This is a genomic window from Niastella sp. sgz303648 (assembly GCF_059587045.1).
The window spans coordinates 562,716-575,096 of record NZ_JCAPSW010000002.1; the positions used below are offsets into that span (position 1 = coordinate 562,716).

General features: G+C 37.4%; 12 protein-coding genes. 7 read left to right on the plus strand and 5 right to left on the minus strand.

Annotation, left to right across the window (positions count from 1 at the left end; translation table 11 throughout):
• From AC59IL_RS06800 to AC59IL_RS06810, 3 genes are all read right to left on the minus strand, one after another.
• On the minus strand, positions 1 to 1,299 hold the full coding sequence (locus AC59IL_RS06800; protein WP_496551349.1) for an HlyD family secretion protein: 1,299 nt from the start codon (positions 1,297 to 1,299) through the stop codon (positions 1 to 3).
• Positions 1,289 to 3,511: a peptidase domain-containing ABC transporter gene (locus AC59IL_RS06805; protein WP_496551350.1), complete on the minus strand. Its 2,223-nt coding sequence runs from the start codon at positions 3,509 to 3,511 to the stop codon at positions 1,289 to 1,291. Before AC59IL_RS06805 ends, AC59IL_RS06800 begins: the two co-directional genes overlap by 11 nt.
• A gap of 70 nt (positions 3,512 to 3,581) precedes the next feature.
• The gene (locus AC59IL_RS06810; protein WP_496551351.1) at positions 3,582 to 4,862 is read right to left on the minus strand and encodes an aldo/keto reductase; all 1,281 of its coding nucleotides are present in this window, start codon (positions 4,860 to 4,862) and stop codon (positions 3,582 to 3,584) included.
• A 324-nt stretch (positions 4,863 to 5,186) separates the two neighbouring features.
• Between AC59IL_RS06810 and AC59IL_RS06815 the strand changes: the two genes are divergently transcribed.
• The 7 genes from AC59IL_RS06815 to AC59IL_RS06845 all read left to right on the plus strand — a co-directional run bounded on the left by AC59IL_RS06815 (position 5,187) and on the right by AC59IL_RS06845 (position 10,123).
• Positions 5,187 to 5,369 carry a hypothetical protein gene (locus tag AC59IL_RS06815; protein ID WP_496551352.1) on the plus strand — a complete coding sequence of 61 codons (183 nt, stop codon included), beginning with the start codon at positions 5,187 to 5,189 and terminating at the stop codon, positions 5,367 to 5,369.
• Between the two features lie 110 nt (positions 5,370 to 5,479).
• Entirely contained in the window at positions 5,480 to 6,463 is a 984-nt protein-coding gene (gwsG, locus tag AC59IL_RS06820) for a grasp-with-spasm system ATP-grasp peptide maturase (protein ID WP_496551353.1), read from the plus strand.
• On the plus strand, positions 6,463 to 6,660 hold the full coding sequence (locus AC59IL_RS06825; protein ID WP_496551354.1) for a hypothetical protein: 198 nt from the start codon (positions 6,463 to 6,465) through the stop codon (positions 6,658 to 6,660). Before gwsG ends, AC59IL_RS06825 begins: the two co-directional genes overlap by 1 nt.
• Positions 6,661 to 7,689, plus strand: a complete 1,029-nt coding sequence (gene gwsS, locus AC59IL_RS06830; protein WP_496551355.1) for a grasp-with-spasm system SPASM domain peptide maturase — start codon at positions 6,661 to 6,663, stop codon at positions 7,687 to 7,689.
• 21 nt (positions 7,690 to 7,710) lie between these two features.
• Positions 7,711 to 8,595 carry a DUF6624 domain-containing protein gene (locus tag AC59IL_RS06835; protein ID WP_496551356.1) on the plus strand — a complete coding sequence of 295 codons (885 nt, stop codon included), beginning with the start codon at positions 7,711 to 7,713 and terminating at the stop codon, positions 8,593 to 8,595.
• Between the two features lie 182 nt (positions 8,596 to 8,777).
• Entirely contained in the window at positions 8,778 to 9,248 is a 471-nt protein-coding gene (locus AC59IL_RS06840; RefSeq protein WP_496551357.1) for an aminoacyl-tRNA deacylase, read from the plus strand.
• Between the two features lie 308 nt (positions 9,249 to 9,556).
• Complete coding sequence (locus AC59IL_RS06845) at positions 9,557 to 10,123, plus strand: dihydrofolate reductase family protein (RefSeq protein WP_496551358.1); 567 nt, start codon at positions 9,557 to 9,559, stop codon at positions 10,121 to 10,123.
• Positions 10,124 to 10,177: 54 nt separating this feature from the next.
• Here AC59IL_RS06845 and AC59IL_RS06850 read toward each other — a convergent pair whose 3' ends face one another.
• Positions 10,178 to 11,293 (minus strand): vWA domain-containing protein, encoded by a 1,116-nt coding sequence (locus AC59IL_RS06850; RefSeq protein WP_496551359.1) that lies wholly within the window; start codon positions 11,291 to 11,293, stop codon positions 10,178 to 10,180.
• 140 nt (positions 11,294 to 11,433) lie between these two features.
• A complete protein-coding gene (locus tag AC59IL_RS06855) occupies positions 11,434 to 12,345 on the minus strand; it encodes an AAA family ATPase (protein ID WP_496551360.1) in 912 nt (303 codons plus the stop codon).
• Positions 12,346 to 12,381: the final 36 nt, after the last annotated feature.

Sequence of the window (12,381 nt, forward strand, 5' to 3'; positions counted from 1 at the left end):
TCAATAGTTTTTGCTTACAAGTGAATTAAAGAGCCTTTCAAATAAGGTCAGGTCTTCAATTACTATCTCTGCCTGTCCTACCAGTTCGCTTTTTGAATACAGTTGTTTATGAATATTCGTAGTAAGCTGATCAGGTAATTGTACTTTTACGCTATAAAAACCTTCTTTGGCTGCCGCAGAGATAGATTGGATATTCCCTTTTAATATGCCAAATTCAGTATAAGGATAGTTATGTAGTTTTATAACACAACTTTGTCCCGACCGAACTTTCCCCGAGTTAGCAACAGGTAATTTGATTAAGCCGAAATAATTTTTTGTATTTTCAGGAGTGATGGTAAAAAGCTTCATCTGATCTGTAATAAACTGGTCTTCGCTTCTTATTTCAAATAAGTTCAGTATTCCGTTAATTGGAGCCTCAATTACATATTTATTCTTCCACACCGACAATTCAAAAAGCAACGCGCTGTAGTTTTTCAAAACATCATTCCTTATTGTAAAAAATGCATTGGATTTATCTATTTTTAAGATGGCGTTTTCTTTATTTATCAGTTCTGTTTGAATGCGGGTATTAATGAGGTTGCCATTTAAATCATTGATCTTGTTTTGCATGCTTAAGTAAGCTATCTCTTTTTGCTCAAGGTCAACTTTGGCAATAACAGAATCTTTCAGCAGTTTTAAATTCCGTTCATAGTCGCTTTGGGCCAAATCACGTTCTTTTTGCTGTATGTACAACTGGTTATTTAATTGTTTCATTAAAGAATCAAGGCGTTGCTGTCTTTGATGGTTAAAACTTAATTGCCTGTAATGGGAATTTAATTCTCCGAATAGTTTCAGTTCGTTTACGCTTTTTACAAAATTTGAATACGCAACCTGCACTTCACCTACATTTAATGTTTCATCTAACTGAATTTTATTGATCACATCCCAAAAAGCAGCAGTATCAAGCTGCTTAATTGTTTCCAGCGTTTTTGTAACGTGCGTAAAATTGGCACTGTTGTTCAATACTATTATCCAATCGCCTTTGTTTACTTTTTCCAGATTCTTTTTCAGAAAATGTGTAATTCTTCCGCTTGTAGGGCTAAAAACCTCAATCGGCGGGGTTTCTGTAGTTATAGTTATATCGGAAGTGATAACATCGGGGTATTTAATTAACCGCAGGCCCAGGCAAAATAATATTAATATAACAAGCATACCCGAATTACCCACACGTATTATACGCGGAGGTATTCTATCAAGGATATCCTGAAAGTAATCGCTCCTTGTATTAATCTGGTTTATTTTAGTTTGGTTAATTGGCAATTTCTAACTGATTTTTTATGAGTGTATGATAGTATCCCTTTTTTTGTACCAGTTCATCATGATTTCCGATCTCTTTTATTTCGCCTTTTTCAAGCACTATTATCTGATCGGCATTTCTAACTGTGCTGAGCCGGTGAGCAATGACCAATACTGTTTTGCCCTCATAGAATTCCTGTAAATTTTCGACAATTAATCTTTCGTTATTCGCATCCAGTGCGCTTGTTGCTTCATCAAAAAATAAAAAATCAGGATTTTTATAAACGGCCCTGGCAATTAATACTCTTTGTTTTTGTCCACCACTTAATGCCCTGCCGGGTGATCCGGGAGCTCCTATGATAGTATTAAACCCGGCCGGAAATGCGTTGATCATTTCTTCGATATTCGCCATCTTTGCTGCATTTAGCAATCGTTCAACATCAACAGTCTGTTCACTGGCCGATTCAGTAATATTTTGTGTTAAAGTATCCGAAAAAATGTACCCATCCTGCATTACAATGCCTGTTAATGTACGCCAGCTATCAGATGAAATGTGACGTAGATTATAATCGCCAACAATTACTTCTCCTGAAAGCGGCAGATATAATTTCAACAGCAGTTTCATCAGGGTGGTTTTACCGCTTCCGCTATCGCCCACTATGGCCGTTACTTTCCCCTTCGGAATTGTGAGATTAATATTTTTTAAGACCAGCGAATCTTTATCGTTAACATAAGAGAAGTTTAAATTTCTGATATGTATATCATATGCCTGTTTGGGTAATTTCATCAGTTTATTGTCATTAAGCATCTCCTGCTCCGGTGTGATATAATCAATGTCGTTAAATCGCTGCATGCTTAATCTTGCATCCTGTATTGTTCTGAAAAAATACACCAAAGTAAGCAGGGGGGCGTTAACCTGGCCTACAATATATTGAATAGCCAACATGCTTCCCATTGATATTTGACCTTTCATTACCAATAAAGCGGAAGTAAAGGTTATCAGGATGTTCTTAACTTCATTTATTACAGTACCCCCAACCGTTTGGAACTGGGTTACTTTAAGTGAATCGATGGCAGTTTTAAAATATTGAATCCTGACTTTTTCCCATGCCCTGATGTGTTTTCTTTCAGATCCATTTACTTTAATTTCCTGTATACCACCTACTATCTGAATAAGATTCGAATTCATTCCCGAAGATGCGTCAAACCTTTTAAAGTCAAGTTCCTCCCTTTTTTTCATAAAAGATCTTACCCAAAGAGTATATACTATCGTTCCTGCTGCGAATATTAAAAAGATGGTAAGACTATAGTAAGCTAATACGCCCAGAAATATAATTGCATTGATGTAGGAGAATACAGATTCAGGTACGGTGGTAAGAAAATTTTCCAGTCTTGATGATTCATTGATCCTTTGAACAATGTCACCTGAAGTTTTGGTGTCGAAAAACGAAACAGTTTTGTTGAGCAGCTTTACCAGATAATCTGAAGCGATCATGAGGTTTATCCTTGATGCTACATACAGCAATAACCAGCCTCTGATCACAGTAATAAATGAAGAACTAAAAAAAAGCATTAATTGCGCCGACAGTAATACGTAAACAAAATTTATATTGTTTAAATTTATCCCTTTATCAACCAGTTTTTGGGTTAAGAATGGCATAATTAACTGAATTATGCTACCCACAAATAAGCCAATAAAGATCTGTACTAAATATTTTGAATATCCTTTAAGATAAGGTAAAATTCCTGCAAGGCCTTTTGCGAAGTCGGTGTTTTCCTGTTCATAGAATTTAGGCGTTGGTTCCAGTAATATTACAACTCCTTCTGTTTCGTCATTCGCATTTTTATTGTTTTGCCATGCCTGAATAAATTCCTGTTTCGGATATTTGATCAAACCATGTGAAGGATCTGCAACATGTACAATATCATCTTTTATATCATACACAACCAGAAAATGCCGGTTGCGCCAGTATGCTATACAAGGCAACGGCGCCTGTTTTGCCAGCGTTTCAAAGTTAATAGAAGCAGGAACGGTTTGAAACCCTAAAGTTTCTGCACCATTCATCAACGATTTTATAGTAATTCCGTTGGTTGTAATATTGCAAACATCCCTTAACTGTTCGGGACTGAAGTTTCGTCCATAGAATTTTGAAATTATTTTCAAACAGGATGGGCCACAATCAAATTGATCAACCTGACGGTAAAACGGGAAAGTTTTTTTCCTAAAAGAAAACATATTCAGTGGGCGGGTTTAATTTTATTCCGGTAGGGCAATCTATTATTGGTGTAACACAGGCAGGCCTGCTTTAATTACTGAAAACACGTCGCAAATCGTCTATATATTTTGGTTTTGTCATTCCTGCCAGTACGTGATCGATGCCCAGGTTCAGATAAGCGGAACACAAATTTGCTGTAAGCGTTTCACCGGGTACAGTTGGTAAATAACGATCCAGTTTATTTTCCTTAAAGTAATCTATAACCCGGCCTGTTGTATTTCGGGCCAGATACTTTGCTGAAGTAGTTTCAAAATCGGTAAAGGTATTCATATCTTCCCCGGGTATATTATGATTATAAATTAATTCGATAAATGGGTAAAAGGTTTGATAAAAAGCGCGCTGAAAAATTGATTCTGATGATAGCATCATCCAGTTGTCTTTTATATAAGCAATAGCAGGAAAATCGGAAAGATCACTTTCTTTATCTGCTTTTTTCAATTGTTGTTCAATTAAACCAAAACATTTTTCGTGAACGCTATGATCATGATCTTTATCAAAGTGAAGGTTGCTAAGATCATGTGTGATCAATCTGAGCACACCTGAAGTTGTATTGGCATTAAACGGGCGATTTGAAAATGTAACGATTCCATTTTCCCTGGCTATATTGATCAGGCTTTTGTTTTGGCTATTGGTTGTATCGGCAGCTGCCCGTTCAACAATGTTAAAAGGAAATTGAATTAATTTGAAGTGATTTGATGTTGAAATTTCATTAGCGCAATTTATCAACCGCGTTATATCTGTTGAGTTCCATCGATCAAAATATGGAAGGGTATTGGAGCTAACACCATAATACCTGATTATACCTTCTGCAACTTTTTCTTCAAGAAATTCAAATGCTTTTTTTATTCTTTTATAATATTCTTCTCTGCAATCCGGTTCCTTATTTTTTTCAAAAAAATATTCCGGTGAATGTAATAGAAAACCGTCGATGTACTTTCGGTTTAACCGTTGTAAAGAAACATTCATTTGTGCTTCCAGGTATTCGGGATGAATCGAGTGTTTGAAATCCTCCGATATATCTATCAGGTCTGTGAAGCCTTTGCCTGAATTATTTAAATCCCGCAGCAGTTTCAGGTTTTCACCGCTTATATATCCTGCTTTGGTTATTACAAATACCTTTTTGTTTGGCATTTCCCGTAACACACTCCCAATCAGTTTTTCCGAATCGCCATTTGAGTAGTTCGAAGCAGTGTCTATTAAATTACACCCGCTGTTAATTGCATGATAAAGAGCAAGCGCATTTTCTTTTGAATGAATAGAAACACGATAGGAGCCAAAGCCAATGCTGCTAATTTCGGTTAACTGAATCATTTTTAAATTTAAAAAAGAAATACTGATATGTGTTATATGCCTATAAGAGAATTGCATAAACATTAACAACCGTCAATTATAAAACGATAAATAAGAAAATATAATGAATTGTATAATTTAAATCGTCATTTCAATATGTATGTGTGGTAACGTTAATATTTATATGTTATTTATTGTTTATCATCTATGTATCGATTTAAATTCAACCAAATATTTACTTATATTCAACCATCGTTAAAAAAAAGTTAAGCGTCATGAACTTAAATTGAGCAGGAAAAAATTATCGATAGATTAGTTTCATTAATAACCAAAAACCATTTTATCATGGAAAATTTAAAAAGATTATCGCTCGACGATTTCAAGCTAAAAAAGCTTCAAGGCAGCTCTGATATTGAAAAGCTTTTGGGCGGAGGGGAAATTGAAGAGTTTGCTGCAGATTGCCACTACGTTACCTCTACCTCCACAGTTGGCAATACAACTTATATTACCCGCGATCTTGTTCCATAGTAGATTGCAGGGAAATCTCCGGATTAATTTCCTATTTAAGTGATTAAAAGCTAAAAGATCTTTTAAGATCTTTTGGCTTTTATTTGGTTGATGCTTTTACCTGCAAATCAATGGTTTTAATTATATCCGCCGTGTATGATCCTTCTTCTGATAAAGTTATCGATTGGCTTTATTATAAGGGGATTCCATTTTGCAGAATAAATGGAGGTGATGTGTTAACCCCTGGCTCCGACTTTTCATTTCAATTGGGAAAAGACCATTCTTTTAGTGTAGGCATTTCCCGTGATCAAAAAGTTACTCAAATTTCATCTGTCTGGTTTAGAAGGGATGCAACATACACTATACCGGATCACTTACTGGCCGGTTATGACGGTCTTCCGGAAAAGGATATTTTAAAAAATCTGAATAATGAATTGTTGAATGGTAAAAACGGTTTCTTTTGCAGTTTAACAAAGAATACACGTGTATTAGGGAATTATAAGAAGTACAGGATAAATAAGTTGGAAACGCTGCTGGCTGCTCAACAATGTGGTTTGGATATTCCCGAAACAATAATTACCAATAATAAATCAGAGCTGGCATCTTTCATTAAAAAATACGGACGGGTTATTACAAAATCGATAAGCGAAAACTTTGTTGTAACAATAAATGAAAATAACGAAACAAAAGGCTTTGTAAATTTTACAGAAGAAATTACTGATGAAATAATGGAAAGCATCAGCGATACTTTTTTATATTCTCTTTTTCAGGAAAAACTAAACAAAGAGATTGATGTGCGCACCGTTTTTCTGGATGACAAATGCTATTCCATGGCCATTTTTTCACAGTTAGAAGTGCAAACCAGTGTTGATTTTCGAAAATATTCAAACAACCGGAATGTGCCTTATAAACTGCCGGATCAAATTGAAGATAAGATCAGGCAATTTATGAAGGCAATGGAATTGAATATGGGTTGTTTGGATCTGGTAAAAACCACAGATGGCCGGTTGGTTTTTTTGGAAGTTAATCCTGTTGGCCAATATGATATGAGCTCTTTTTTTTGTAATTATCAATTAGATAAAAAGATTGCTGAATATTTACTAAATGATCAATAATGAATGAAAACAAAATGGCCGTGGCGCAAAACCAACCGCTGCCTGCTGCATTAAAACCGGTTCTTCCGGTTAATTATTTTCTATTTGTAAAAGATCAAAATAACGTAACTAACCCACGTGTTACGAATAGCCTGTTTTATAACACAGAAGCATATGCCTTATTTCCTTTTTATAAACCAATTTCAAATATTCTTTAAATGGCGTCATTGAATTCGTCTGTTTGGTTTAAGTTATTTGCTTCATGTGTGGTTGTTACCGGAAAATCACAAAGTCTTATTTATGACCTTGAGCGTTTTGCCTTTTATGATTTGCCTAATGAATTTTTAGAAATTCTTGAAATGGCCAAAAACATGAATGTTTCAGAAATAAAGAATATCTTAAATACCGGAACTAATGATATAGTGCAGTCTTTTTTTGATCAGTTTGTTCAAAACGAAATAGGTTTTTATACTGCCGAGCCCGATGCATTCCCCGAAATGGATTTTACCTGGGACTTTCCCGGTTATATCAGCAATTCAATTATAGAGGTAAATGACCTGAACGAATATAATATTGAAGATGTTGTTTCCCAGTTGAGCGATTTGGGCTGTAAAGCCATTCAGTTAAGGTTGTTGCAACCATTTAACGAAAACGAATTGAACAGAATAATTGTTGATGCATTTACTAATAGCCGCATTAGTCATATACAACTGCTTTTACCGGCACACCCTGAAATCAACAATGATCATTTATTAAACCTTACAATACTTCAGCCGGGGATACACCGGATTTTGGTATATGGAGCGAACGAAGACAACATTGTTAACAGAGCTGATGATAAATTCGAAAAGCCAATTATTTATTTAAAAAAGGACATAAGAACAGAGTCGGATGAAATAATAAAAGTAGAACGGTTTAGAGCAAACATTCAAATATATGCTGAAGCATTGCATCATAATTTGGGTCTGAACAGGAAAGTTTGTGTTGACAGCACAGGAGAAATAAAAAATTATAATGCTCATTCCGTTTCTTTCGGGAATGTTAACACACATCGCATCAGCGAGGTAATTAACACAAATGCGTTTCAACGCAAATGGTATATTTCAAACGATGCTATTGAAATTTGTAGAGATTGCCAATACAGGTATGCCTGTGTAAACAATTCTGATATACAAATAAGAGACGATAAACTTTATAAAACGGATATGTGCAGCTTTGATCCGTATAAAAATACATGGGAAAATTGAATGTATTTGTAATCATACATTATGGACCGCCTTATTAAATGTTTATCTGCTGTAATTCTTTTTTTTGTAACCGGATGCCTTTCCGGCCAAAACAGGCATTCTTTGGATAGTGTAACCCAATTACTGGAGAGTATATATACGAAAGATCAGGTAGTAAGGTTTCAGCTTGATTCCATAGCAAGTAAATTTGGATACAATTCCAAAGAACTAAGAAAACAACTTGAAGTAATGCGAGCTGTTGATTCCTGCAATGAAATAATAGTTACTAAAATTATTGATCAATATGGGTGGTTAAGTCCTGCTGAAACATCAGATAGCGGCAGTAAAGCGCTTTACCTTGTTATTCAACATTCAGATACAAAAACCCAACAGAAATATGTTCATCTTTTAAAAGATGCAGCCGATAAAGGAAAGGTGAAGCGATTGTACTATGCATACATGCTTGACAGAATAAATACCGGTGTTGGAAAATTGCAGGAATATGGTACTCAGCTTGGCATTAGTTCAACCGGAAAATTGTATTACTATCCCATAAGAGATGAACCGAATGTAAATAAACGCCGGCAGTCAATGGGTTTATTTACTATGGAAGAATATTTGAAGGAAACATATAATTATAAATACACATTGCCTGAAAAGGATTTGTATAAAGATAGTATTGTTTTAACAGGGCATGCATACGACACGACAGACACTCCTTTACAAGGAGTAACCATCGGTTTGGAAAGTAAAAATCTTGCAACAACGGATAACGACGGTTATTTTAAAATTATTTTAGACAGAAAATATAATAAATCAATGATCAGTTTCAGGAAAGCAGGCTATCATGAAAAAATAATTTCTTTGGAAAAAGAAGGCGAAAAAGAGGTTTATTTTCTGTTGCTCACTATGAAAAGCCCTGAATGATTGAAAACCGGGTGTTCGCTTTTTTTGATATTGATTACCCGTTCCCCCTATTTTTTATTGAAAAAGCCATAAAATTTCGGAACTTCACATAACTAAAATTACATTCCCCGTTCCCTTCCAGTCATTAATCAAATATCCACTCCCAGTCTGTTGCCCACACTATCTTCAAAAAGGAGGTCGTTATGCTTATTAAAAAATTAAAAGACTTTTTGGATGGCAGAGGTGTTCAATATAGTATAATCTATCATTCACCTGCCAATACTGCTCAAAGAGCTGCTGCTTCGGCTCACATACGCGGAAAAGATCTTGCCAAAACAGTTATGATCAGGGCGGATGACGAAATAGTAATGGCTGTTTTACCTGCCAATTACCGGATCAATTTTAATATGTTGAAAGAAGCCATAGGAGCCGATACCGTTTCACTGGCCAGCGAAGAAGAGTTCTGCGATCTGTTTCCCGATTGCGAAACCGGCGCTATGCCGCCGTTTGGAAATTTGTACTATTTGCATGTGATCGTGGAAGAAAGTTTAACAGCCGATACTGAAATCGCATTCAATGGCGGCTCACATACCGAACTGGTAAAAATGAGTTACAAAGATTTTGATTCGCTGGTGCACCCGGTGGTGAAAGAGTTTTCGGTGAAGCAGCACTAACGCAAGGCTGTTTATAGTTTGAGGTTTGTGGTTCTTTAAATCTGTTTGTGGTTTGAGGTTTATGGTTTGTGGTTCTTTCGGTGAATCATACTGTGCGATTTTGATCCTGTTACAATTTTAAGGTGCGGGAAAGTCATAATGATTTTCCAAAGCGCGGCAGCAACCACAAACCTCAAACCATAAACCAGAAACTTCATATCTGTGACGTAATCACCCCTTCATATTGTCGCATTTAACCCTTTTTAAAGTAGAAATTCAGTCCTAAGTTTGTCCTATCAACTTATTAACTAATCAACCTGTTAACTATTATGAAACGCCTTGTTTTATTTATGCATGTATCGTTGGATGGTTTTGTTGCTGGCCCTAACGGTGAAATGGACTGGATTATCGTTGATGACGAAATTTTCGATTATGCAGGTAACCGAACAAACGAAGCTGATACCGCCTTATACGGAAGGGTGACCTACCAGATGATGGAAGCCTACTGGCCCACCGCCGCCGACCAACCGAATGCAACCAAACATGATATAGAGCATTCGACCTGGTATAGCAAGGTTTCGAAAGTGGTATTGTCGAAAACAATGAAGGGACAAAATATTCCCAATACAAAAATCATCAGCGATAATATACCGGCGCAGGTGAACGAGTTAAAACAGCAACCGGGAAAAGAGATCATCATTTTCGGAAGTCCTTCTGCGGCCCATACATTAATGAAAGATCAGCTGATAGATGGCTACTGGTTGTTTATTAACCCGGTTGTGTTAGGAAAAGGCATTCCTTTATTTAAAGATGTGAAAGAGGCGTTCAAATTACAACTGGTAAAAAGCAATACTTTCAAGTCGGGCGTGGTTTGTTTGCATTATGAGAAGAAATGATGCCGGTTACCAGTTACCGGTTACCAGTTACCAGTTACCAGTAACCGGTAACTATTACAACCATTTGGATAATCTTCTCAGGCTTTCTGCATTGTATACTGCTGCAAATACGTCAATATAGGGCATGGCGGCTTTCATACCGGCTACTTCGGGACGCCAGGCGGTATAACCTGCAAGCGGGTTTAACCAAACCACTTTTTTGGCTTTGGTATGAATGGTATGCATGCTTTTTTGAAGCAGGTCGATATTACCGGTATCCCATCCGTCGCTTAAAATAATAACGATGGTTTTTGAATCGATCAGTTTGGCCCCATAGTCGTTCACAAATGTATTCAGCGATTCGCCGATACGGGTGCCGCCATGCCATTCATCCTGTTCCATACTCAGCCAATCCATGGCTTCGCGAAATTCTTTTTGTTTCAGCTGAGGTGTGATCCTTTTCAATGAAGTACTGAATACAAATGTTTCCATTTTACTGTACACCTGTTGAAAAGCATACATGAACTGTAATAAAAAAACAGCATATAACTCCATCGACTGGCTAACATCACACAGCATCAGCAGTTTTACCCGGTTTCGTTTTGGCCTGCGATGTATTATATCTACCAGTTCGCCGCCACGGCGAAGATTTTTGCGTAGTGTTTGCCGCAGATCGGGCAGATCGATCTTATTCGACGCTTCGTACCGGCGGTTGGTTTTTGCGGCGAGCCGTTTTGATAAATTGCTGATGACTTTCATCAGCTCTTCAATATCATCGTCGGGCACGGCAGAAAAATCTTTTTGCGAAAGCGTTTGTTTTATATTACTGTAGGTTGCTATTTCTTCTGTTTCTTTTTTATGATTGCTTTTAAGCCAGGCGTTCAGGGAGGCCATTTGTGCACGGGGAGTTGGTTGCTTTTTCTTTTTGGTTCTTTCTTTAAGTTTGGCGTTCAGCTCTTTGTCGAGCTGCTTCCAGTAATCCCTGAACAATGTTTCAAATTCGTCGATCTGATTTTTGCTTCTGCATATAATTGCTTTAAGCAACAGGAAAAATGATTCCTGTTCCCGGAAATCGAAATGTTGCAGTGATTGCAGTATCAGGGTTTCTTCTTCAATACCGGCAGTAAATCCCTTTTGCCGAAGAAAGCGGCAGAACTGAATAATGTTTTGAGAGAGGGAGGGGAGGCGCATGGTGAATGGTCAATGGTGAATGGTCAATAGTCAATGGTGAATGGTGAAACGTGAAACGGCAATTACCCGTGTTTCGATAAACCCCATTAACTTTTAAACCTGTAAACTTATTAACTTGTCAACATCTTATTTCCTACTTCTTACTTCAAGTCCTCAATCTTCGAATGTATGCCTGTTTTAGCGAGCAGTTCCCCCAGCGATAGCTGCACCTGCCGCGTATCGTTCCATTCTTTTAATACAACTCCTAACGTTTGCTCAATGGTGGTTTTATCCAAATGATCGATGTGCAGGGCCGATAAGGCCATAGCCCAGTCGAGCGTTTCGGCAATACCGGGTGTTTTTTCGAGTTTCATAGTGCGCAGCTCCTGCATAAAACGGGTGATCTGTTCACCCAGCTTTGCATCGATGCCCGGTACTTTGTTCTTTACGATCAGCCATTCTTTATCGAAATCAGGATAGTCGATATATAAGTATAAGCAACGGCGGCGCAGGGCTTCGCTTAGTTCACGGGTGCGGTTGCTGGTTAATATTACCTGCGGAATATAAGTGGCTTTTATGGTACCTATTTCGGGAATGGTTATCTGCCAGTCGCTCAGCACTTCGAGTAAAAAGCTTTCAAATTCTTCGTCGCTTCGGTCAACTTCATCGATGAGTAAAACAGGTTTTTTTGTATGTGTGATGGCCTGCAGCAGCGGCCGCTTCATTAAAAATGTTTCACTGAAAATGGTCTTTTCCTTTTCGTCAACGGTGTGCGTATCGTGTTCCGTCATTTTAAGATGCAGCAGTTGCCGCTGGTAGTTCCATTCGTACAGGGCATGGGTGGCATCGAGCCCTTCGTAACATTGCAGGCGGATCATATCTGTTTGAAGGGCATTGGCCATTACTTTGGCAATTTCTGTTTTGCCAACGCCGGCCGGCCCTTCTATCAGTAATGGTTTTTGTAATTGCAGTGAAAGAAAAACAGCCATAGCAACAGCCTTATCTGTAATATAGCCGTGTTGTTGCAACATGGTTTGAATATCGGGAAGCTGTATCGAACTGTTATGTGCCATATCAACCAAATTATCTGTTGCAAGTTCCAGGGTACA

Excerpts from the sequence above, each read along its gene's own strand:
- AC59IL_RS06805 (WP_496551350.1), bottom strand. The coding sequence starts at position 3,511 with ATGTTTTCTTTTAGGAAAAAAACTTTCCCGTTTTACCGTCAGGTTGAT.
- AC59IL_RS06810 (WP_496551351.1), bottom strand. The coding sequence starts at position 4,862 with ATGATTCAGTTAACCGAAATTAGCAGCATTGGCTTTGGCTCCTATCGT.
- AC59IL_RS06815 (WP_496551352.1), top strand. The coding sequence starts at position 5,187 with ATGGAAAATTTAAAAAGATTATCGCTCGACGATTTCAAGCTAAAAAAG.
- gwsG (WP_496551353.1), top strand. The coding sequence starts at position 5,480 with ATGGTTTTAATTATATCCGCCGTGTATGATCCTTCTTCTGATAAAGTT.
- AC59IL_RS06825 (WP_496551354.1), top strand. The coding sequence starts at position 6,463 with ATGAATGAAAACAAAATGGCCGTGGCGCAAAACCAACCGCTGCCTGCT.
- gwsS (WP_496551355.1), top strand. The coding sequence starts at position 6,661 with ATGGCGTCATTGAATTCGTCTGTTTGGTTTAAGTTATTTGCTTCATGT.
- AC59IL_RS06835 (WP_496551356.1), top strand. The coding sequence starts at position 7,711 with ATGGACCGCCTTATTAAATGTTTATCTGCTGTAATTCTTTTTTTTGTA.
- AC59IL_RS06840 (WP_496551357.1), top strand. The coding sequence starts at position 8,778 with ATGCTTATTAAAAAATTAAAAGACTTTTTGGATGGCAGAGGTGTTCAA.
- AC59IL_RS06845 (WP_496551358.1), top strand. The coding sequence starts at position 9,557 with ATGAAACGCCTTGTTTTATTTATGCATGTATCGTTGGATGGTTTTGTT.
- AC59IL_RS06850 (WP_496551359.1), bottom strand. The coding sequence starts at position 11,293 with ATGCGCCTCCCCTCCCTCTCTCAAAACATTATTCAGTTCTGCCGCTTT.
- AC59IL_RS06855 (WP_496551360.1), bottom strand. The coding sequence starts at position 12,345 with ATGGCACATAACAGTTCGATACAGCTTCCCGATATTCAAACCATGTTG.